This window comes from Streptomyces sp. H27-H5 (genome assembly GCF_026627505.1).
GTDB lineage: Bacteria > Actinomycetota > Actinomycetes > Streptomycetales > Streptomycetaceae > Streptomyces.
In genome coordinates this window covers 59,318-79,555 of record NZ_JAPNLK010000041.1, presented here as the reverse complement: position 1 = coordinate 79,555, position 20,238 = coordinate 59,318, and the positions used below count along the sequence as shown (strand labels likewise).

General features: G+C 71.3%; 21 protein-coding genes. 11 read left to right on the top strand and 10 right to left on the bottom strand.

What is annotated here, in order from left to right; translation table 11 throughout:
* Positions 1-158: 158 nt before the first annotated feature.
* Positions 159-1,463 (bottom strand): PH domain-containing protein, encoded by a 1,305-nt coding sequence (locus tag OTB19_RS21120; RefSeq protein WP_267799915.1) that lies wholly within the window; start codon positions 1,461-1,463, stop codon positions 159-161.
* The gene (locus tag OTB19_RS21115) at positions 1,460-1,951 is read right to left on the bottom strand and encodes a PH domain-containing protein (RefSeq protein ID WP_267799914.1); all 492 of its coding nucleotides are present in this window, start codon (positions 1,949-1,951) and stop codon (positions 1,460-1,462) included. Before OTB19_RS21115 ends, OTB19_RS21120 begins: the two co-directional genes overlap by 4 nt.
* Before the next feature lie 31 nt (positions 1,952-1,982).
* On the opposite strand from OTB19_RS21115, the gene OTB19_RS21110 reads away from it, so the two are divergent.
* From OTB19_RS21110 to OTB19_RS21095, 4 genes are all read left to right on the top strand, one after another.
* Positions 1,983-3,125, top strand: coding sequence for an NADH-quinone oxidoreductase subunit D (locus tag OTB19_RS21110; protein WP_267799913.1), 1,143 nt, complete (start codon positions 1,983-1,985; stop codon positions 3,123-3,125).
* 45 nt (positions 3,126-3,170) lie between these two features.
* Positions 3,171-4,055, top strand: a complete 885-nt coding sequence (locus OTB19_RS21105; RefSeq protein WP_267799912.1) for an arylamine N-acetyltransferase family protein — start codon at positions 3,171-3,173, stop codon at positions 4,053-4,055.
* A 42-nt stretch (positions 4,056-4,097) separates the two neighbouring features.
* Positions 4,098-4,313 carry a hypothetical protein gene (locus OTB19_RS21100; protein ID WP_267799911.1) on the top strand — a complete coding sequence of 72 codons (216 nt, stop codon included), beginning with the start codon at positions 4,098-4,100 and terminating at the stop codon, positions 4,311-4,313.
* Positions 4,314-4,399: 86 nt separating this feature from the next.
* The gene (locus OTB19_RS21095) at positions 4,400-5,386 is read left to right on the top strand and encodes an alpha/beta hydrolase family protein (RefSeq protein WP_267799910.1); all 987 of its coding nucleotides are present in this window, start codon (positions 4,400-4,402) and stop codon (positions 5,384-5,386) included.
* A 16-nt stretch (positions 5,387-5,402) separates the two neighbouring features.
* On the opposite strand, the gene OTB19_RS21090 is transcribed toward OTB19_RS21095, so the two are convergent.
* The 4 genes from OTB19_RS21090 to OTB19_RS21075 form a co-directional block, all read right to left on the bottom strand.
* Positions 5,403-6,578 carry a hypothetical protein gene (locus tag OTB19_RS21090; protein ID WP_267799909.1) on the bottom strand — a complete coding sequence of 392 codons (1,176 nt, stop codon included), beginning with the start codon at positions 6,576-6,578 and terminating at the stop codon, positions 5,403-5,405.
* A gap of 112 nt (positions 6,579-6,690) precedes the next feature.
* The gene (locus tag OTB19_RS21085) at positions 6,691-7,680 is read right to left on the bottom strand and encodes an ABC transporter substrate-binding protein (RefSeq protein ID WP_267799908.1); all 990 of its coding nucleotides are present in this window, start codon (positions 7,678-7,680) and stop codon (positions 6,691-6,693) included.
* A 65-nt stretch (positions 7,681-7,745) separates the two neighbouring features.
* On the bottom strand, positions 7,746-8,417 hold the full coding sequence (locus tag OTB19_RS21080) for an ABC transporter permease (RefSeq protein ID WP_267799907.1): 672 nt from the start codon (positions 8,415-8,417) through the stop codon (positions 7,746-7,748).
* A 3-nt stretch (positions 8,418-8,420) separates the two neighbouring features.
* On the bottom strand, positions 8,421-9,149 hold the full coding sequence (locus OTB19_RS21075) for an ABC transporter permease (RefSeq protein ID WP_267799906.1): 729 nt from the start codon (positions 9,147-9,149) through the stop codon (positions 8,421-8,423).
* Between the two features lie 167 nt (positions 9,150-9,316).
* Between OTB19_RS21075 and OTB19_RS21070 the strand changes: the two genes are divergently transcribed.
* On the top strand, positions 9,317-10,288 hold the full coding sequence (locus OTB19_RS21070; RefSeq protein WP_267799905.1) for an ABC transporter ATP-binding protein: 972 nt from the start codon (positions 9,317-9,319) through the stop codon (positions 10,286-10,288).
* 101 nt (positions 10,289-10,389) lie between these two features.
* On the opposite strand, the gene OTB19_RS21065 is transcribed toward OTB19_RS21070, so the two are convergent.
* Positions 10,390-11,499 (bottom strand): alpha/beta hydrolase, encoded by a 1,110-nt coding sequence (locus OTB19_RS21065; RefSeq protein ID WP_267799904.1) that lies wholly within the window; start codon positions 11,497-11,499, stop codon positions 10,390-10,392.
* Positions 11,500-11,651: 152 nt separating this feature from the next.
* Here OTB19_RS21065 and OTB19_RS21060 point away from each other — a divergent pair, with 152 nt between their 5' ends.
* From OTB19_RS21060 to OTB19_RS21035, 6 genes are all read left to right on the top strand, one after another.
* Entirely contained in the window at positions 11,652-13,502 is a 1,851-nt protein-coding gene (locus OTB19_RS21060; RefSeq protein WP_267799903.1) for a phosphatidylglycerol lysyltransferase domain-containing protein, read from the top strand.
* Between the two features lie 148 nt (positions 13,503-13,650).
* Entirely contained in the window at positions 13,651-14,523 is an 873-nt protein-coding gene (gene folP, locus OTB19_RS21055) for a dihydropteroate synthase (protein ID WP_267799902.1), read from the top strand.
* Positions 14,524-14,551: 28 nt separating this feature from the next.
* Complete coding sequence (locus OTB19_RS21050) at positions 14,552-14,995, top strand: nuclear transport factor 2 family protein (RefSeq protein WP_078998882.1); 444 nt, start codon at positions 14,552-14,554, stop codon at positions 14,993-14,995.
* A 130-nt stretch (positions 14,996-15,125) separates the two neighbouring features.
* Positions 15,126-15,485, top strand: a complete 360-nt coding sequence (gene folB / locus OTB19_RS21045; protein ID WP_053678462.1) for a dihydroneopterin aldolase — start codon at positions 15,126-15,128, stop codon at positions 15,483-15,485.
* Complete coding sequence (gene folK, locus OTB19_RS21040) at positions 15,482-16,090, top strand: 2-amino-4-hydroxy-6-hydroxymethyldihydropteridine diphosphokinase (protein ID WP_267799901.1); 609 nt, start codon at positions 15,482-15,484, stop codon at positions 16,088-16,090. The genes folB and folK overlap by 4 nt, the downstream gene beginning before the upstream one ends.
* Before the next feature lie 53 nt (positions 16,091-16,143).
* On the top strand, positions 16,144-16,632 hold the full coding sequence (locus tag OTB19_RS21035) for a DUF3180 domain-containing protein (RefSeq protein WP_267799900.1): 489 nt from the start codon (positions 16,144-16,146) through the stop codon (positions 16,630-16,632).
* A gap of 16 nt (positions 16,633-16,648) precedes the next feature.
* On the opposite strand, the gene OTB19_RS21030 is transcribed toward OTB19_RS21035, so the two are convergent.
* The 3 genes from OTB19_RS21030 to ftsH form a co-directional block, all read right to left on the bottom strand.
* Complete coding sequence (locus tag OTB19_RS21030; RefSeq protein ID WP_267799899.1) at positions 16,649-17,179, bottom strand: hypothetical protein; 531 nt, start codon at positions 17,177-17,179, stop codon at positions 16,649-16,651.
* Between the two features lie 315 nt (positions 17,180-17,494).
* A complete protein-coding gene (folE, locus tag OTB19_RS21025) occupies positions 17,495-18,103 on the bottom strand; it encodes a GTP cyclohydrolase I FolE (RefSeq protein ID WP_267799898.1) in 609 nt (202 codons plus the stop codon).
* Positions 18,104-18,197: 94 nt separating this feature from the next.
* Positions 18,198-20,228 (bottom strand): ATP-dependent zinc metalloprotease FtsH, encoded by a 2,031-nt coding sequence (ftsH, locus tag OTB19_RS21020; RefSeq protein ID WP_267799897.1) that lies wholly within the window; start codon positions 20,226-20,228, stop codon positions 18,198-18,200.
* Positions 20,229-20,238 lie beyond the last annotated feature (10 nt).

Below are 20,238 nucleotides of genomic sequence, written 5' to 3'. Positions count from 1 at the left end.
CCACCGTGTGCCGGACCGAAGCCGGGTCGTCCGAGGACCGCTTCCCGCAGGATGCCTGCGCGCTCACACAGCGTCACCAATCCAGCCACGCCCAACCGGCAAAGGACCTGCGACGCGCTGCACTAGTGCTGTGACCGGAAAGGTTTGCCGGGGCCCGGTCAGGTCATCCAGCGGTCCGGGCGGGCAGCAGCGCGCGAGGTGCGGGAGCGGGCCGCCTGGGCGGGCAGCAGCGCGGCGGCCTCCGCCGACGGCCGCAGCCGCGCGGTGACGGTGGCGTTCGCGCCGGTGTCCACGTGCAGGTCGGCCACGCCGCGGGCGCGTTCCCAGGGCCCCTGGGTCAGGCGCACGCTCTGCACCTTGGCGTGCGGGACGATCTCCGTGCGGCGGCACAGGCGCCCCTTGCGCGCGGCGAACACGTCCTCGGTCACGGCCAGGCCGTAGCCCTTCCACCACACCGGGACCACCCACCGCGAGCCGGCCCTCGGCGCGGGGCTGAAGGACAGGGCCGCCAGGTCCACACCGGGCAGCACCCGCGCGATGACCTCGTACGCGGCGGCCCGCGAGGCCACCGGGACCAGGACGTCGTTCTTCGAGCCGGCCACCGCCAGCTCCACCCGGACCCAGTCGCGCCGGCGCCACAGCAGCGGCTCGACGATCCGCACGGTCTGCACCCGCCCCGGCGGCACCGTCTCGTGGGCCCGGTCCAGCAGCCCGTGGTCGATCCGGAGCCCGTCGGGGGATTCGGCGACCGTCCAGTCGTACTCGGTGAGGAACCGGCCCGCCGTGCCGGCCCAGACTCCTCCGAGGAACGGCAGCAGGGTCGCCGCGGTGGCCCAGATGCTTCCGCTGAGCCACCACACCACGACCGGCACGACCAGCCCGGCGACCAGGGCGGCCCAGACGGCGAGGGTCAGCACCAGCGAGACCACCAGGTCCCTCGGCCGGACCCGCAGCAGTTCGCGTTCCGGGGCCTCGCCGAGCGTCACGGCCTCGGCGGGGGCGAACCCGGCGGCCCGGGCCAGGAGTTCGGCGCGCAGCGCGACGGCGTCCTTCTCGGCGAGGTAGGCCAGTTCGTCCTTGTCCGCGGTGCCGATGACGTCGAGCCGCAGCTTCGCGACCCCGGCGACGCGGGCCAGCAGCGGCCGGGTGACGTCCACGGCCTGGAGCCGGTCGAGGCGGATGTGCGCGGTGCGCCGGAAGATCAGGCCGCTGCGGATGCGCAGTTCGGCGTCGGTGACGGCGTAGTGGGTGAACCACCAGCTCAGGAAGCCGTACGCGCCGAAGACGAGGACCAGCCCGGCCAGGACCAGGAGCCGCAGCAGCCCGGACAGGTCCGCGATCCACTCCCCGGCCCGCTCGCCCTGCTGGGCGATGACGCCGATGGTGGCCGCGATCGGCACCCACGCCCGCAGCAGCGGGGTCAGGAAGTGCAGCCGGCGTTCCGGCGCCGCGGTGTCGCTCACAGCCCGGCCGACTTCGCCTCGCCGAGGGCGGACAGCCGGTCGCGGAGCCGTTCGGCCTCGGCCGGGACCAGTCCGGGGATCTTGGCGTCGGTGGCGGCGGCCGCCGTGTGCAGTTGTACGGAGGCCAGCCCGAAGCGGCGTTCCAGCGGCCCCGAGGTCACCTCGACCAGCTGCATCCGCCCGTACGGCACCACGGTCTGCTCCCGCCACAGCACGCCCCTGCTGATCAGCAGGTCGTCGGCGCGCTCGGCGTAGCGCCAGGACCGCCAGTTGCGGCCGAGCAGCACCCAGCCCCAGACCAGCACCCCGAGCCACAGCGCCCCGACGGCGGCCCACGCCGGCCCGGCGGTGAGGCCCAGTACGACCGCCGTGAGCGCCGTGAGCACCGTCATCCAGATCACCAGCAGCAGTCGCCGGAGCGTGAGGAGCCCGCCCGGCAGCCCCACCCACTCGGGTTCGCTCGTCCCACCCGTTGTCCCGGTTCCCATGCATACACCCTAGGGCTGAGAGAATGCCGCCATGACGGAGACCACGGTCGGTATCGGCGGCGCGGCGGAGAGCACCGACATGGTGCTCAACATCGGGCCGCAGCACCCTTCCACGCACGGCGTGCTGCGCCTGCGCCTCGTCCTTGACGGGGAGCGCATCGTCAGCGCGGAACCGGTGGTCGGCTACATGCACCGGGGCGCCGAGAAGCTCTTCGAGGCCCGTGACTACCGCCAGATCGTGATGCTCGCGAACCGCCACGACTGGCTGTCCGCGTTCTCCAACGAGCTGGGCGTGGTCATGGCCGTCGAGCGGATGCTGGGGATGGAGGTCCCCGAGCGGGCCGTGTGGATGCGGACGCTGCTGGCCGAGCTGAACCGGGTGCTGAACCACCTGATGTTCCTCGGTTCGTACCCGCTGGAGCTGGGCGGGATCACGCCGATCTTCCACGCGTTCCGCGAGCGCGAGGAACTCCAGGCCGTCATGGAGGAGATCTCCGGCGGCCGCATGCACTACATGTTCAACCGGGTCGGCGGTCTCAAGGAGGACCTCCCCGCCGGCTGGTCGGGCCGGGCCCGCGCCGCCGTCGCGGACGTCCGCACCCGCATGGACGTCTACGACAAGCTGGTCCACGGCAACGAGATCTTCCGCGGCCGCACCCGCGGCGTGGGCGTGCTCCCGGCGGAGGCCGTGCACGCCTACGGGGTCTCCGGCCCCGTCGCCCGCGCCTCCGGCGTCGATTTCGACCTGCGCCGCGACGAGCCCTACCTGGCGTACGGCGAGCTCCAGGACGTGCTGAAGGTGGTCACCCGGACCGAGGGCGACTGCCTGGCCCGCTTCGAGGTGCTGCTCGACCAGACGCACAACGCCCTCGACCTGGCCGTCGCCTGCCTGGACCGGATGGCGGAGCTGGCGCCGGGCCCGATCAACCAGCGGCTGCCCAAGGTGCTGAAGGCGCCCGAGGGGAGCACGTACGCCTGGACGGAGAACCCGCTGGGCGTCAACGGCTACTACCTGGTGTCCAAGGGCGAGAAGACCCCGTACCGGCTGAAGCTGCGCTCGGCGTCCTTCAACAACATCCAGGCGCTGGCCGTGTTGTTGCCCGGGCAGTTGGTCGCGGACATGGTGTCGATCCTGGGTTCGCTGTTCTTCGTCGTCGGCGACATCGACAAGTAGTCCTGAACGCGACGGTGCCCGGCCGGCCTTGTCTAGGGTGATCACATGATCTCCGACTTGTGCGTGGACTACCTGCGCCGGCTCGGCGTCGAGCCGGCGGCGCCTTCCGTCGAGGGGCTGTTCGCCCTCCAGCGGGCCCACCTGGAGCGCGTGCCCTACGAGAACATCGACATCCAGCTGGGCCGGCCGCCCGGGATCGACCCCGAGCTGTCGGCGCGCCGGCTGGCGGCGGGCCGGGGCGGGTACTGCTTCCACCTCAACGGCGCCTTCTCCGCGCTCCTCGAAGCACTGGGCTACGACGTGACCCGCCATGTCGGCGGCGTGTGCAAGGAGCCCGACGCCCGCGGCGTCAACGGCGACCACCTGGCGCTGGTCGTCCGGGTGGACGGGGCCGCGTTCTTCGTGGACGTCGGGTTGGGCGACGGACCCCACGAGCCGTTGCCGCTGCGCGAGGACACCTTCGAACGGGGGGACTTCCGCTACGCGTTGGAGCGGCTCGCCCCGCTCGACGGGGAGGCACCGGGCTGGACGTACCGCAACCCGGGCGGTCCCTTCCCCGTGATGAACTTCCGCTCGGCCCCCGCCACGATGGCCGACTTCGCGTCCGAGCACCTGCGGCTGTCCACGTCGCAGGACTCCGGTTTCGTACGGACCTTCGCGATGCTGCGGCGCGACGCGCACGGCATCGACGCCCTGCGCGGGCGCGTCCTGAGCCGGATCGACCCGCTCAAGGGGACGACGGACCGGGAGCTGCACACGCCCGAGGAGTTCTTCGGCGTGCTTGCCGGCGTCTTCGGGCGGTCGCTCGACGACCTGACCGCGCGGGACCGGGCGGCCCTGTGGGAGCGGGTGGACCGCGCGCACGAGACGTGGCGGGAGACGCGGGACGAGCCGCCGGCGCGGGCCGCGCAGGAGACGCCGGTGGGCTGACGCCCTCCCCGCGCTGTCGGTGCGAGGGTGCAGACTTGGGGCATGTCCCACTCCCCCCGTAGGGCCTGCCCCACCTGCGGCCGCGACTGCGCCGTCACCGCCGGCCGGATCGCCCGCCACGACCCGCCCGCCGGCCGGGGACGCGGCGACCTGGTGTCCTGCCCCGGCTCCCGCGCCCGCGTCGTGCTCGGCGCGTCGGCGCCGACCCTGGACGGCTTCGCCCTGGGCCCGCACCCGGGGCAGCTCCCGCTGTTCTGACGCGCCCCGGTCCGGGGGCTAGCCCCCTCAACTGCCGGGGGAATGCGGGATGTCGGGGATCTCGGCCGGGTCCTAGCGTTCGGGACATGACGACGACCTCGCACCAGAACAAGCAGTGGCGGCGGCGCGCGGCCGCGGCCGGGCTGCTGGTCCTGCCGCGCGGCGGCCCGGCCCGGCCCGACCTGGTGTCCGACACCCACGGCACCGTCGCCCACCGCGACAGCGCGCCGAGCGGGGGCAAGGGCCACAACCGGCTCACCCCGTACCTGCACGCCTCGGCCGGCCGCGCCGTCGCCGCGCCGGACTACCTCGGCCTCGGCGGCGGCGCCGGCCCACACCCCTACATGGACACCCGCTCCGCCGTCACCGCCACCGTCGACATGCTCAAGGCCTCCCGCACCGCCGCCGACCGGCTGGGCCGCCCCGTGACCCGGGACGTGTACGCCACCGGCTTCTCCCAGGGCGGCCAGGTGGCCATGGCCGTCGGCCGCGAACTCTCCGGGGGCCGCGACGGACTGCGGCTGCGCGCCCTGGCCCCGATGGCCGGCCCGTACGACCTGTCCGGTTCCGAGATGCCCGGGATCACGGACGGCCGGGTCGCGCCGCGCACCGCCGTGTTCTACCTCGCGTACTTCCTGACGGCCCAGAACCGGCTCCACCCGCTCTACAAGGACACCGCCGAGGTGTTCCGCACGCCGTACGCGGGGACGGTGGAGGGCCTGTTCGACGGGACGCACCCGGAGGAGGAGATCGTCGCCGCGCTGCCCGCGACCCCCGCGGAACTGCTCACCCCGGCCTGGGCCGAGAACGTCCGCGCCCCGCGCGGCGCCCTGCGCACCGCCCTGCGGGCCAACGACGGCGCCTGCGACTGGAAGCCGGACGTGCCGGTGCGGCTCTACGCGGGCGGCGCCGACACGGACGTGCCGATCGCCAACTCCCGGGCCTACGCCGCCGACCTGGCCCGCCACGGGGTCCGGGCGAAGGTCGTCGACCAGGGCCCGGACGCGGACCACGTCACGACGGCCCTCCGGTCGGCCCCCCAGGTGGTGCGCTGGTTCGACGCGCTGCGCTGAGTCCGGGACGCGGGCGCTAGGAGATCGCGGTGCGGAGCCGGACCACGTCGATCGGCTCGGTCTCGTCGTGCGCCGTCAGGTCGATGACCTGGCCCACCGCGCGGTGCTCGGGGGTCGCCGGCTTGAACTCCGGGTCGCCGGCCGCTCGGACGGTCTCCGCCTTGTGCACGGCGAGGGCCTCGGCGCCGACCACGTCGGCGAGGTCCTCGTTCTGCACGGCCTCGATCGCGGCGCGGGCCTGCGCGGCGTTCTTGGTGCCGAAGAAGTCGAAGCCGCCCTCGACGCGCGAGGCGGACCGCCTCGGGGCCGCGTACGGGGCCACGGTCGCCGCCTGCCGCCGCGCCGGAACAGCGGGCGCCCGGTCGGCGGTCGCCGCACGGCCGTGCGCCTCGGCGGAGCGGACCGCACCGGGCGTCGTGGCCGGGGCGACGGCCGGCGAGCTGCCGGGGGTGCGGCCACCGGGGGTCGGGGGGCCGGGGGCGTGGGCGGGCGTGCGGGGGGGGGGGCGCCCCCGGGGGGGGGGGGGCGGGGGGGGGGGGGGGCCGGGGGGCGGATCCGCGCCGGATCCCAGGGCCTTGTGTCGCGCCGCGGCCCGCTCCTGGCCCTTGCGCACCAGCGCCGCCATCGCCGCGTTGGCGCGGGCGTAGCCGATCGCGGTCGGCGCCCCGGCGACGGTGCGCTCCTGGGACACGGCCGGGAGTTCCTTCGGCGCGCCCGCGGGGGCCGAGGCGGCCTCGATGGCCAGCAGTCGGCGTCCTTCGAGGGCGGTGGCCCGCTCCGTCTCGGCGGTGGCGTACCGGCGCAGCAGCGCGGCGTGCTCGCCGCGCAGTCCCGCGAGTTCGACCCGCTTGGCGCGCAGCTTCGTGTCGAGCCTGGCGCGCAGCATGCGGGCTTCTTCGAGGTCGGATTCGAGCTCCGCTATCCGCTCTTCCGTCTTCCACTCGTCCTTGACCCGTTCTCGGGTCAGTTCGGCCACCCGGCGGCCGGCCGAGCGGTCCCAGGAGCGCATGACGACGGCGCCGGCCACACCCGAGGCGGCCGTGAGGGCCACGAGGAGGCGCCACGCGGCGCCGCCTTCGGGTCCCGCGAGCAGCCAGGCCGCGCCGGCGCCGGCCACGGAGACACCGGCGACGAGGGTCGGCGTGAGCAGTCGGTGCAGGGGTTCTGGATTGCGGTGGCGTCCACGGGGCATGGCCTGAAATTTACAGGGAGTAGGTGGGGTGTGGGGAAGCCGCCCGGCAATCTCTTGCCGGGCAGTTACCCGTCATTTCCGCATCAATCGCGTAACTGATCTTGCTGTGGGGCTACTTCTTCAGCAGACCCTTGGATTCCAGGTACGCCTTGGCCACATCGGCGGGCTTCGCGCGCTCCGCGTCCACCTTGCGGTTGAGGTCGACGAGGTCCGCCGTCGTCAGCGCCTTGGTGAGCTTGTCGAGCGCGGCGGCGACCTCCGGGGCGCCCGCGTCCTTGGCGTTGACCACCGGCAGGACGTTGTCGGCGTTCTGGAGCTTCTTGTCGTCCTCCAGCAGGACCAGGCCGAAGGAGTCGAGCGTGGCGTCGGTGGTCGTGGTCAGCACCAGCTGGTCCACGCCGTCCTTGACGGCCTGCTTGGCCTGGGGGGTGCCGACGCCCTTGGGGTCGATGCCTGCCACGGAGATGCCGTACGTCTTCTCCAACCCGGGAGCGCAGAAGGGACGGACGGCGCACTCGTCGCCCGCCGCGATCTTCACCTTCAGGCCTGACTTGCCCAGGTCCGAAAGGGTCTTGAGCTTGTTCTTCTCCGCGAACTCCTTGGTCACCGCGAAGGCGTTCTGGTCGACCGCCTCGCCCGCCGGGAGGGCCTTGATGCCGAGCGGCGTCGCGAGCTTCTCCAGCGCCGCCACCGTCGCCGCCGCGTCGCTGGAGGCGACCGGCTTGTCCTTCGGCGCGTCCTTGCCGTTGACCTTGGCGTTGAGGAACTCGGCGAGGGTGGCCGCGTACTCCGGGACGACGTCGATCTCGCCCTTCTCCAGCGAGGGCTCGTACAGCTCACGGTTGTTGACCGTGGTGATCGAGGTGGAGTAGCCGGCGTCCTTCAGGACCTGGGAGTACAGCTCCGCCAGCACGTTGGACTCGGTGAAGCCGGCCGCGCCGACCACCAGCTTGCCCTTGGCGCCCCCGCCCGAGGAGGAGGCCGGGGCGGACGAGCCGCCGTCCTTGGCCTTCTCCAGGCTGTCGCCACCGCACGCGGCGAGCGAGACGGTCAGGGCCACCGCGCCCAGTGCCGCGCCGAGAACGCGCGTGGACTTGCTCATGGTTGCTCCTCCAGGGAGTGAGTACAGCGGGAAGAAAGAGGGGGGGACGGAAACGGCGGCAGGACTCAGCGGGCCACCGACGGGCGCCGCATCAGGAACCGGTCGACGGCCACCAGCACGCCCTCCACCAGCAGGGCCAGCAGCGCCACCAGGAGGGCGCCGGCGACCACCTGGGCCGTGTCGAACGTGTTGAAGCCGGCGGTGATGATCCGCCCCAGACCGCCCTGGCCGACCATGGCCGCGATGGTGGCGGTGGCGATGACCTGGACCGCGCCCGAGCGCAGCCCCGTCATCACGAGTCCGCGCGCGAGCGGCAGTTCCACGCGCAGGAACAGCTGTGTCCCGGACATGCCCATCCCCCTCGCCGCCTCGACCACCGAGCGGTCCACCTCGCGCATACCCACATACGCGTTGGTCAGCAGCGGCGGGATGGCGAACAGGACGAGCGCGACGATCGTGGGCAGGTACCCCGCGCTGCGCAGCGGCGAGACCATGAACAGGGCCAGCACCGCGAAGACGGGGATCGCCCGGCCGACGTTGGACACGTTCACGGCGAGGGCCCCGCCCTTGCCGAGGTGACCGAGCCACAGGCCGATCGGCAGCGCCACCGCGCAGGCGACGGCCAGGGCGATCCCGCTGACGTAGACGTGCTCGCCGAGCCGGTGCCAGACACCGTTCTCGCCGGCCCAGTTGGCGCCGTCGGCCAGCCAGTCCCAGGCCTCGCCCAGTACGCCCATGGCTCAGACCTCCTTGGCGACGGGTGTCGGGGCCCGCTTGGAGAAACGTTTCGTCGGTGTGGGCTTCGAGACCCGGGTCCACGGGGTGAGCAACCGCTGGACGCCGAGCAGCAGCAGGTCCGCCACCAGCGCGAGCAGCACGCACAGCACCGACGCGGTGAGCACCTGGGCCTTGAACGAGCTGTTCACGGCAGGCGCGATCAGGTTGCCCAGACCTCCCTTGCCGACGATCGACCCCACGGTCGTGAGCGCCACCGTCGACACGGTGGCGATGCGGACCCCCGCGAGCAGCGCGGGCAGCGCCAGCGGCAGTTCGACCTGCCACAGCAGCCGGCCCGAGCCGTAGCCCATGCCGCGCGCGGCCTCCCGCACCTCGTCGGGGACCGCCTCCAGGCCGGCCAGCACGTTGCGGACCAGGATGGTCAGCGAGTACAGCACCAGACCGGTCACCACCAGCGTGGCCGACAGCCCGAAGACCGGCAGCAGCAGCGAGAACATGGCGAGCGAGGGAACCGTGTAGAGCAGGGTGGTCAGACCGAGCACGGGCGCCGCCCAGCCGCGGCCGCGGCGGGCCAGCAGGGCGAGCGGAACGGACACGACGAGCCCGATGACCACCGACAGGCCGGTGATCCAGATGTGCTCGACGGTGGCGTCGGTGAGCTCCTGGGAGCGGGAGGTGACGTACTCCCAGCAGATCCAGTCGTTCGCCACCAGACAGCTCTGCCCGGCCATGCCGCTCACCCCCGCCTCGCTCCGTCAGCCCGTCATCGCACACGCGTCCGACCCGAGGGCCTGGTCAGACCGACCCTAACCCCCACCGCCGACAATGGCCGGAATCCTTCGCAGTCGGGCAACATGCCCTTCACAAATGACACCCGCGCGTGAGGAAGGATGGTCCGGTGATCCGATTCGAGCAAGTGACCAAGCGCTACCCCGACGGGACGACGGCCGTCCGGGACCTCTCCTTCGAGGTCGCGGAGGGCGAGCTGGTCACCCTCGTCGGCCCGTCCGGCTGCGGCAAGACGACCACGATGAAGATGGTCAATCGGCTGATCGAGCCCACGTCCGGCCGGATCCTGGTGGACGGCGAGGACATCGCCGCCGCCGACCCCGTCGAGCTGCGCCGCCGCATCGGCTACGTCATCCAGCAGGTCGGCCTCTTCCCGCACAAGACGGTGCTGGAGAACACGGCGACCGTCCCGCACCTCATCGGCACCCCCAGGTCCAAGGCCCGCGCCCGCGCCGCGGAACTGCTGGAACTCGTCGGCCTCGACCCGGCCGTGTACGGCGGCCGCTACCCGGAGCAGCTCTCCGGCGGGCAGCGCCAGCGGGTCGGCGTGGCCCGGGCCCTGGCCGCCGACCCGCCGGTCCTGCTGATGGACGAACCGTTCGGCGCGGTGGACCCGGTGGTCCGCGAACGGCTCCAGAACGAGTTCCTGGCCCTGCAGAGGACCGTCCGCAAGACGATCCTGCTGGTCACCCACGACCTGGAGGAAGCCATCCGGCTCGGGGACCGGATCGCCGTCTACGGCACGGGCACCATCGAGCAGTTCGCGAAACCGGCCACCGTGCTGGCCGCGCCCGCCACCGACTACGTCGCCTCCTTCGTCGGCTCGGACCGGGGGCTCAAGCGCCTCGCGGTCACCCCGGTCGAAACCGCCGACCTCGCGGAACAGGACCCGGAACACGGAAAGGCCCCCGCCGCCACGGTGGCGTTGGGGGCGAGTCTGCGCGAGGCCCTCGCGGCGCTCCTCCAGGAGGACGAGGGCCGCGTCGGGGTCACCGACCCGGACTCCGGCGCGCTGATCGGCGTACTCACCCCGGAGGGTGTGCACCGCGCACTGCGCCGGTCCCGACTTCAGGAGGCCTGACCGGAACGCGCCCGGCCCGACCGCAAGACGGTCGGGCCGGGGCCGTCAGGCCGGGGCGGTCGGGCCGGGGCGGTCGGGCCGGGGCGGTCGGATCGCGGCGGTCAGGCCTGGATGCGGCCGCTCATCCACGTCAGCATCGGCGGGATCTCGCGCCGCCAGGTGTTGAAGTTGTGGCCGCCGCTGTCGAGGATGATCGAGGAGACCCGGTCCGGCCCCTTGACCAGCTTGATGAACTTCTTGGTGTCACCGAGGTTCGGCTCGCCCTTCTCACTGCTGGTGACCAGGAAGGACGTACCGGCCGGCTTCTTGTTCTGCATGCTGTGCAGCACGTCCGCGCGCTTCTTCAGCTTGGCGTCGCCGTGGAACAGGTCACCGGTCGTCGGGTCGTCGGGAGCCTCGTAGTACGCGGAGAGGCCGGCGGCGGCGCCGAAGGTCTGCGGGTAGTGCGCGGCGATCTTCAGGGCGCAGTAGCCGCCCGTGGAGTTCCCGATGAAGCCCATGTTCTGCGGCTTCTTGCCGACCCGGAAGGTGCTCTGGATGGCCTGCGGCAGGTCCTGCCCGAAGAAGGTCTCGGTCTGCGGGCCACCGGGTATGTCGACGCACTCGGTGTCACGCGGCGGCGCGATCGTCGGACGCAGCATGACCAGGATCATCGGCTTCATCTTGCCCGCCTTGGACAGGCTGAAGGCCTTCATGGGGTAGTCGAGGCCTTTGATCAGGTTCTCGGCGGTGCCCGGGTAGCCCGTCAGCACGATCGACGCGGGGAAGTTCTGGTCCTTGTACCGCGGCTGGAAGTACTCCGGCGGCAGCCACACGTACCCGGGGCTCGTTATCTTCGACTTCTGCCCCGTTATGGCAACCTTCAGGATCTGACCACCGACCTGAGGCTTCCCGCCGCCCGGGACGTCCAGCTTCTGCTTGTCGACGACCTTGATGTCCTTGCTGCTCATCGAGTGGTCGACGACCTTGCCGATCGACGTCTCCTGACCGAAGAGGTCGGCCCAGGAACCGTAGAAGAGGAACGACTTGTTGGCTCCGAGCCCCACCGCCGCGAACAGTGCCAACTGCGTGGCGAGCAGGAGACCGACCCGGCCCACGTACGCGCGCCAGGTGCGGCCCGAGAGCCGAGGCCAGAACCAGAGCGTGAGCGCGAAGAGCACCACGCCGGCGATGATGGCCAGGACCAGAACCGTATTACTGGTGAGACCCATGAGCAGTCAGTCGTCTTTCTGATGGCAGGACGGGAAATTTCCGACGGAAGAGTGAACCCGCTCCCCGTCGATGTCGTCCTAATGGACGCACCACACCCCGGAGGCTGTTGCGGCCTTCGGCCACATGATCTCTCGCGGAGCAACGGGAAGCGATGTCTAGCAGGATAGATGGCGATAAGTCGGGACAGGTTCCGAGCGGGGTGCGCCGAATCCTCCGTGGCCCACGGCCGGAGTCGGTACCCGGCCTCGTAGGTACGGCCGTCATGATCGTCGGCCTTCTGGACATCGCGGCGGGGGTCTTCCCGCGATTCCGACACAGCAGGTTCCACGCGGTCACCGAGGTGCTCCCCGGCTCCCTCGGCCCGTTCGCCGCCGCCCTCTCCATCAGCGCCGGCGTCCTGCTCCTGCTGCTGGCCCACGGCCTCAAGCGGCACAAGCGGCGCGCCTGGCGCGCCTCCGTCGTCCTGCTCCCCGCCGGCGCGGTGGCGCAGTTCACCTACAGGCACTCCGTCATCGGGGTGATCATCGCGGCGGTGCTCCTCGCCCTGCTCCTGCGCCACCAGAACGAGTTCAAGGCACTGCCCGACCCGCGCAGCCGCTGGAAGGCGCTGGCCAACTTCGTCCTGATGAGCGCCGGCTCCATCGGCCTCGGCCTGGTCATCGTCAACGTCCACCCGGGCAAGGTCGTCGGCAACCCCAGCCTCTACGAGCAGATCAGCCACGTCGTGTACGGCCTCTTCGGCATCGAGGGCCCCGTCGAGTACGCGGGCCGGGTCTCCTGGACCGTCGGCTACTCCCTCGGCGCCCTCGGCATGCTGACCGCGGTCACCACGATCTACCTGGCCTTCCGCCCCGAGCACCCGGCCGCGCGACTCACCGCCGACGACGAGACCAAGCTGCGCGACCTGCTCTCCAAGCACGGCGGCCGCGACTCCCTCGGCCACTTCGCGCTCCGCCGCGACAAGGCCGTCGTCTTCTCCCCCAGCGGCAAGGCCGCCGTCACCTACCGCGTCGTCTCCGGCGTGATGCTCGCCTCCGGCGACCCGGTCGGCGACGTCGAGGCCTGGCCCGGCGCCATCGAACGGTTCATGGAGGAGGCCAAGGCCCACTCCTGGACCCCGGCCGTCATGGGCTGCAGCGAGACCGGCGGCGAGGTCTGGACCCGGGAAACCGGTCTGGACGCCCTGGAACTGGGTGACGAGGCGATTGTGGATGTCAAAGACTTCTCCCTCTCGGGCCGCGCCATGCGCAATGTCCGCCAGATGGTGAAGCGCATCGAGCGCAACGGCTACACCACCAAGGTGCGCCGGGTCAGCGACCTCACCGAACGGGAACTCGAACAGGTCCGCGGCGCCGCCGACGCGTGGCGCGGCACCGACACCGAGCGCGGCTTCTCCATGGCGCTCGGCCGGGTCGGCGACCCGGGCGACGGCGACTGCTTCATCGCCACCGCGCACCGCGAGGAGGAGGGCGACACCAGCCCCTTCGGCGACCTGAAGGCCGTCCTGCACTTCGTCCCCTGGGGCAAGGACGGCATGTCGCTGGAGCTGATGCGCCGCGACCGCGCCGCCGACCCCGGCATGAACGAGCTGCTGATCGTCGCCTCCCTGGAGGCCGCACCCGCGCTGGAGATCGAGAAGGTCTCCCTGAACTTCGCGATGTTCCGCTCGGCCCTCGCCCGCGGCGAGAAGATCGGCGCCGGCCCGGTGCTGCGCATGTGGCGCGGCCTGCTGGTCTTCCTGTCCCGCTGGTTCCAGATCGAGTCCCTGTACAAGTTCAACGCGAAGTTCCGCCCCCGCTGGGAGCCCCGCTTCGTCGTCTTCCGGCACACCCGCGACCTGCCCCGCATCGGCTTCGCCGCGATGCAGGCCGAGGGGTTCGTCACGCTGGCGCTGCCCCGGCTGTTCGCCGGCCGCCGCCGGCCCAAGCCGGTCCGCACCTGCGCCCACCACCGGATGGCGAAGGTGCCGGCCCAGGCCGAGCGCGAGGTCCAGGCGGCCTGAGCCCCCGGACCGGACCGCACCCGGCCCCCCTCCCGTACGGCCCCGCCCCCACCCGGGCGGGGCCGTCCGCGTTCCACGAGCCCCCTCGACACAGGGCCGAAACGTCTCGGCGCCCTGTCATATCCAGGTCAGCTCTACTCTTGGACCCATGAACACGAACCACGGGGTCACCGCCAGGGGCCGGGTGACAGGCCTGCCGGAGTGGGATCGCTGCGGGGTCATGGGCGTCGTCAACGTCACCCCCGACTCGTTCTCCGACGGGGGCCGCTGGTTCGACACCACCGCGGCGGTCAAACGCGGCCTGGACCTCGTCGCGCAGGGCGCCGACCTCGTCGACGTCGGCGGCGAGTCCACCCGCCCCGGCGCCTCCCGCGTCGACGCCGACGAGGAACTGCGCCGGGTCGTCCCCGTGGTCCGCGGCCTGGCGTCCGAGGGCATCGCCGTCTCCGTCGACACCATGCGCGCGGAGGTCGCCGCCCGGGCCGTCGCGGCCGGCGCCGTACTCGTCAACGACGTCAGCGGCGGACTCGCCGACCCCGGCATGATCCCGGCCGTCGCGGCCGCCGAGGTGCCGTTCGTCGTCATGCACTGGCGCGGATTCAGCGCCGGCATGAACAACCTGGCCGTCTACGAGGACGTCGTCGCGGAGGTCACCGCCGAACTGCGCGCCCGCGTCGACGCCGTCGTCGCGGGCGGCATCGCCCCCGAACGGCTCCTCGTCGACCCGGGCCTGGGCTTCGCGAAGAACGCCGAGCACGACCTGGCCCTGGTCGCCCACCTGCGCGAGCTGCGCGAGCTGGGCTTCCCGCTGCTGGTCGCCGCCTCGCGGAAGCGTTTCCTCGGCCGGGTCCTGGCCGGCGCGGACGGCGCCGCCCCGCCGCCCGCCCGCGAACGCGACGCCGCCACCGCCGCCGTGTCCGCCATCGCCGCCCACCAGGGCGCCTGGGCGGTACGGGTACACGAGGTACGGGCCACCGCGGACGCGGTTCGCGTGGCCCGTGCGGTGGAAGGGGCACTGTGATCCGTCGTACCGACAAGGAAGGAGCACGGTGAGCCGTACCGACATCGAAGCCGTCGAAGAGGTCAACACGGCCTTCTACGAGGCCATGGAGCAGGGGGACTTCGACGCACTGTCGGCGCTCTGGCTGGAGGACGAGATCTCCTGCGTCCACCCGGGCTGGCCCGTGCTGTCGGGACGGGGCGAGGTGCTGCGCTCCTACGCCCTGATCATGTCCCACACCGAGTACATCCAGTTCTTCCTCACCGACACCAAGGTCACCGTCATAGGCGACACCGCGCTCGTCAGCTGCACCGAGAACATCCTCAGCGGCGGCCCCGCCGAGGACGGCGGCGAACTGGGTCCCCTGGTCGGTCAGCTGGTCGTCGCCACGAATGTGTTCCGACGCACACCGGAGGGCTGGCGGCTCTGGTCCCACCACGGTTCACCGGTCCTTACGGACTCCGAAGATGAGGACGAAGAGGACTCCGACTGACCCCAAGGGCGGGGCACGACGTACATCGCAGGTAAATTCGAAGGCGGACGACGCCGACCGCACTCGGCGTAGGCCCATGGCCCCGGGGAGTCCCGGGGCGGATGCACCTACGAAAGTTGGAGTGATTCGCGTGGATCGTGTCGCGCTGCGCGGCCTCAAGGCTCGCGGGCACCACGGCGTCTTCCCCCGGGAACGCGAGGAAGGCCAGACCTTCATCGTGGACCTGGTGCTCCACCTCGACACCCGACCCGCGGCGGCCGGAGACGACCTGGCTAAGACCGTGCACTACGGGGTAGTCGCGGAAGAAGTCGTCGATGTGGTCCAGGGAGAACCCGTCGACCTGATCGAGACGCTCGCCGAGCGAATCGCCCAGCAGTGCCTGAAGCACGAAGCGGTGGCACAGGTGGAGGTCATCGTCCACAAGCCGGACGCGCCGATCACCGTCCCCTTCGACGACGTGACCATCACGATCACCCGGAGCCGCGCATGAACAACGGACTGAACGCCCAGAGCGACCCCACCGTCCAGCCGGTGCCCGCCTCCGTAGTCGAGGCGGTCGACGCGGCGGACGTCACCCTGTCCAACCCGAAATGGGCCGTGGTCGCGCTGGGCGCGAACCTCGGCAACCGGCTGGAGACCCTCCAGGGCGCCATCGACGCCCTCGGGGACACCCCCGGCCTGCGGGTCAAGGCCGTCTCCCCCGTCTACGAGACCGAGCCGTGGGGCGTCGAGCCCGGCTCGCAGCCCGCGTACTTCAACGCGGTCATCGCGGTGAAGACCACCCTGCCGCCGTCCTCGCTCCTGGAGCGCGGGCACGCCATCGAAGAGGCCTTCGACCGCGTCCGCGAGGAGCGCTGGGGGCCCCGCACCATCGACGTCGACATCGTCGCGTACGCCGACGTGATCTCCGAGGACCCCGTCCTCACCCTCCCGCACCCGCGGGCGCACCAGCGCGCCTTCGTGCTGGCCCCCTGGCACGACATCGACCCGGAGGCCCAGCTCCCGGGCCGCGGCGCGGTCGCCTCCCTGCTGGCCGGAATCGGCCTCACCGGGGTCACGCCGCGACCCGATCTGGAACTCCACCTCCCCGACTAGTCGTTAGCCTGTTCACTGCTGACGAATCGGTACGGAAAGCGGGGAACGGGTACGTGAAGCAACTGAGGCCGGCGGTCCTGGCGGGCATCTTCCTGATCGCCGGGGTGCTGTCCTGGGCGGGCGCCCGGCTGTGGAACTCCTACGGCACGCTGCCGGGCGTCCCCCTGGCCGCCCCGATCGTGCTCGCGGTCATCGCGGTGGTGCTCTTCGCGACGGCCCTGTCGATGCGCGCCCGGCTCAAGGCCCAGCGCGAGCGCCGCGCCGGAGCCAAGGGCGTGGAGCCCCTGATGGCGGCCCGCGCGGTGGTCTTCGGACAGGCCAGCGCCCTGGTCGCGGCCCTCGTGGCGGGCATGTACGGCGGTGTCGGCGTCTTCCTGCTGACGGACGCCCTCGACGTGCCCGCCCGCCGCGACCAGGCCTGGTACGCGGGCGGCTCGGTCCTGGCGGGCGCGGCGGTCATCGCCGCCGCCCTGTTCCTGGAACACGTCCTCAAGCTCCCGGAGGACGACGACACCGCCCCCGAGGCCCCGGCCCCGGCCTGAGCCCCGCTCAGGGTCCTCAGGCCCCGGCCCGCACCACGTGCCCGTTCACCAGGAAGTGCGGATGCGGGTCGAGCCGGAAGCCGTACACGGTGTACGGCTTGGTGCCAGGTGGCCGCGCCCCGACCGCGCCGACCTCGGCCCATCCCCCCTCGTCGAGTTCGACGCGGTGCAGCTCGGGCCGAAAGGTGCCCCGGGCCGCCCACCGGTCACTCACCACGAGGTGCGACGCCGACCGTTTCGCATCGGGCGTGAACCGGGCCCCGATGATCTTGGCGAGGTCCGTGAGGAACGGGATGTTCGCGCTGACCAGGATCCGGGCGGGCCATCGAGCGATCCGGCACCCGTCTCCGTCGGCGTAGCCGTCCAGGAACCCGTCGAAACACTCGCGATCGCGCAGGACGCCCCTCGGGAAGCGCTGCCGCATGTGGTGCGCGTCCCCGCCCACGTACTGCCGCACGAGGTCCGCCAGGTACGACGAGACGACGCGGACCCGGAAGCCCGGTGGCGGCGGTGAGGGCTCGTGCGTACTTGCCGGCGAAGCCCTCATCGTTCACGACCAGCCCCAGGGGTAGGACGGCCGGATGGATGGACGTGGGTCGTGGTTACGTCGAGCACCGCGCGCGTCGTGGCCACCCGCACCTCGACCACCGTGGTCGGCTCCGCACGGCCGTCGCGCAGGGTCCAGAGGCGGTCCCCCGGTCGCACGTCGCACGCGCGTGACCTCCCGCCCACGACGTTGACCGTCTGGCGGCTCGGTAAGCCACAGAACATCGGTGCCCCTCCTGAACTCCGAACGACTTCGGGAGGGGCACCGTGGCGGTCACCACCGACACGGCACTGCCGGCGAGGCGGAGCGTGAGAGCTAGCGCGCCATGATGAGGCTCATGGCCTCGGCACGGGTGGTCTGGGAACGCAGCTGGCCGCGGACCGCCGACGTGATGGTCTTGGCACCCGGCTTGCGAATGCCGCGCACCGACATGCACATGTGCTCGGCCTCGATCACGACGATCGCCCCCCGGGCCTCCAGGATCTGCATGAGGGAGTCGGCTATCTGCGTGGTGAGACGTTCCTGCACCTGCGGGCGGCGCGCGAAGACGTCCACGAGACGGGCCAGCTTCGACAGACCCGTGATCTTGCCGCTGTCCGCCGGGATGTAGCCGACGTGGGCCACTCCGTGGAAGGGCAGAAGATGATGTTCACACAACGAAACGATCTCGATGTCCTTCACCAGGACCAGCTCGTCGTGACCCAGGTCGAACACCGTGGTCAGGACGTCCTCGGGTTTCTGCCGCAGCCCCGCCAGAATCTCCCGGTACGCACGCGCAACCCTCGCCGGCGTTTCCAGCAGGCCCTCGCGGTCCGGGTCCTCGCCGACCGCGATCAGGAGTTCCCGGACGGCCGCCTCGGCGCGCTTCTCGTCGAACTCGCCGATCGTGCCCTCGCCACCGGTCAGGGTCACTGGGTCGGTCATCTCTTCCTCGTTCCTGTCTACGCACACGCGCACGTGAAAGTGCCGCGCCCCCCAGGCTAGAACCTGGGGGGCGCGGCATCCATTCCGGGACTGATCAGGCCTCGGGACGCTCCTCCGGGGAGGGCTCCGGGTCCTTGTCCACCGACACGGCCGGCGTCGCCGCCGAGGTGCCGTTCGCCGAGTTCGTCAGCTGGAGCTCCTTGGGAGAGAGCACCGGCGGACGGGTGGAGGGGGTGCGGCGGGAGGAACCGGTCCACGCGGGGCGGGCCGGACGCTTCACGATGGTGGAGAAGACCTCGGCGATCTGCTCCTTGTTCAGCGTTTCCTTCTCCAGCAGCGCGAGGACGAGGTTGTCGAGGACGTCGCGGTTCTCGACCAGGATCTCCCAGGCCTCGTTGTGCGCGGTCTCGATGAGCTTCTTGACCTCTTCGTCGACCAGCGCCGCGACCTCTTCCGAGTAGTCCCGCGGGTGCGACATCTCGCGCCCGAGGAACGGCTCGGTGTTGTCGCCGCCGAACTTGATCGCACCGAGACGCTCGGTCATGCCGTACTGCGTGACCATCGCGCGGGCCGTGGCAGTGGCCTTCTCGATGTCGTTCGCCGCACCGGTGGTCGGGTCGTGGAAGACCAGTTCCTCGGCCGCGCGCCCGCCCAGCATGTACGCCAGCTGGTCGAGCATCTCGTTGCGCGTGGTCGAGTACTTGTCCTCGTCGGGCAGGACCATGGTGTAACCCAGGGCCCGACCGCGGGACAAGATCGTGATCTTGTGGACCGGATCGGAGTTCGGGGAGGCCGCCGCGACCAGGGCGTGTCCGCCCTCGTGGTACGCGGTGATCTTCTTTTCCCGGTCCGACATGATCCGGGTCCGCTTCTGCGGACCCGCCACGACACGGTCGATCGCCTCGTCCAGCGCGTGGTTGTCGAGCAGCTTCTTGTCCGAGCGGGCCGTGAGCAGCGCGGCCTCGTTCAGGACGTTGGAGAGGTCGGCACCCGTGAAACCGGGCGTGCGACGGGCGACCGCGCCCAGGTCGACGTCCGGGGCGACCGGCTTGCCCTTCTGGTGGACCTTGAGGATCTCCAGACGGCCCTGCATGTCGGGACGGTCGACCGCGATCTGCCGGTCGAAGCGGCCCGGACGCAGCAGCGCCGGGTCGAGGATGTCGGGCCGGTTCGTGGCGGCGATCAGGATGACGCCGCCCTTCACGTCGAAGCCGTCCATCTCGACGAGCAGCTGGTTGAGGGTCTGCTCACGCTCGTCGTGACCGCCGCCGAGGCCCGCACCGCGGTGCCGGCCGACTGCGTCGATCTCGTCGACGAACACGATCGCCGGAGCGTTGGCCTTGGCCTGTTCGAACAGGTCGCGGACACGCGAGGCACCGACACCGACGAACATCTCGACGAAGTCGGAACCGGAGATCGAGTAGAAGGGAACACCGGCCTCGCCCGCGACGGCACGCGCGAGCAGGGTCTTTCCGGTGCCGGGCGGGCCGTAGAGCAGCACACCCTTGGGGATCTTCGCGCCGACCGCCTGGAACTTCGCCGGCTCCTGGAGGAACTCCTTGATCTCGTGGAGTTCCTCGACGGCCTCGTCCGCGCCCGCGACATCGGCGAACGTCGTCTTCGGGGTGTCCTTGGTGATGAGCTTGGCCTTGGACTTCCCGAAGTTCATCACCCGGGAGCCACCGCCCTGCATCTGATTCATCAGGAACAGGAAGACGACCACGATGAGAACGAAGGGCAGCAGCGAGAGCAGCACGCTGAGGAACGGGCTGGTCTTGTCCGGCGAGACGGTGTAACCGTCCGGGATCTGACCGGCTTCGTACTTGGTCTGGAGGTTCTGGGCGAGTTGGACGCCCTGGTCCCCGATGTAGTTGGCCTGGAACTTGGTGCCGTCGTTGTCGCCGAGCTTCTGGTCCTTCTTCAGCTCGATCTTGATCATCTGGCTGTCACCGGTGGTGAGCTTGGCGCTCTCCACCTGGCCACTGTTGATCGCCTTGATGACCTCGCTGGTCTCCACCGACTTGTAGCCGCCGCCGGAGCCGACGACGTTCATCAACACGACCACGGCGAGGACGGCCAGCACGATCCACATGACCGGCCCACGGAAGTATCGCTTCACGTCCATCCATACGGGG

Bases quoted from the DNA above. Each gene is read 5' to 3' on its own strand.
- OTB19_RS21115 (WP_267799914.1), bottom strand. From the start codon at position 1,951: ATGGGAACCGGGACAACGGGTGGGACGAGCGAACCCGAGTGGGTGGGG.
- OTB19_RS21110 (WP_267799913.1), top strand. From the start codon at position 1,983: ATGACGGAGACCACGGTCGGTATCGGCGGCGCGGCGGAGAGCACCGAC.
- OTB19_RS21105 (WP_267799912.1), top strand. From the start codon at position 3,171: ATGATCTCCGACTTGTGCGTGGACTACCTGCGCCGGCTCGGCGTCGAG.
- OTB19_RS21100 (WP_267799911.1), top strand. From the start codon at position 4,098: ATGTCCCACTCCCCCCGTAGGGCCTGCCCCACCTGCGGCCGCGACTGC.
- OTB19_RS21095 (WP_267799910.1), top strand. From the start codon at position 4,400: ATGACGACGACCTCGCACCAGAACAAGCAGTGGCGGCGGCGCGCGGCC.
- OTB19_RS21090 (WP_267799909.1), bottom strand. From the start codon at position 6,578: ATGCCCCGTGGACGCCACCGCAATCCAGAACCCCTGCACCGACTGCTC.
- OTB19_RS21085 (WP_267799908.1), bottom strand. From the start codon at position 7,680: ATGAGCAAGTCCACGCGCGTTCTCGGCGCGGCACTGGGCGCGGTGGCC.
- OTB19_RS21080 (WP_267799907.1), bottom strand. From the start codon at position 8,417: ATGGGCGTACTGGGCGAGGCCTGGGACTGGCTGGCCGACGGCGCCAAC.
- OTB19_RS21075 (WP_267799906.1), bottom strand. From the start codon at position 9,149: ATGGCCGGGCAGAGCTGTCTGGTGGCGAACGACTGGATCTGCTGGGAG.
- OTB19_RS21065 (WP_267799904.1), bottom strand. From the start codon at position 11,499: ATGGGTCTCACCAGTAATACGGTTCTGGTCCTGGCCATCATCGCCGGC.
- OTB19_RS21060 (WP_267799903.1), top strand. From the start codon at position 11,652: ATGTCTAGCAGGATAGATGGCGATAAGTCGGGACAGGTTCCGAGCGGG.
- folP (WP_267799902.1), top strand. From the start codon at position 13,651: ATGAACACGAACCACGGGGTCACCGCCAGGGGCCGGGTGACAGGCCTG.
- folK (WP_267799901.1), top strand. From the start codon at position 15,482: ATGAACAACGGACTGAACGCCCAGAGCGACCCCACCGTCCAGCCGGTG.
- OTB19_RS21030 (WP_267799899.1), bottom strand. From the start codon at position 17,179: ATGAGGGCTTCGCCGGCAAGTACGCACGAGCCCTCACCGCCGCCACCG.
- folE (WP_267799898.1), bottom strand. From the start codon at position 18,103: ATGACCGACCCAGTGACCCTGACCGGTGGCGAGGGCACGATCGGCGAG.
- ftsH (WP_267799897.1), bottom strand. From the start codon at position 20,228: ATGGACGTGAAGCGATACTTCCGTGGGCCGGTCATGTGGATCGTGCTG.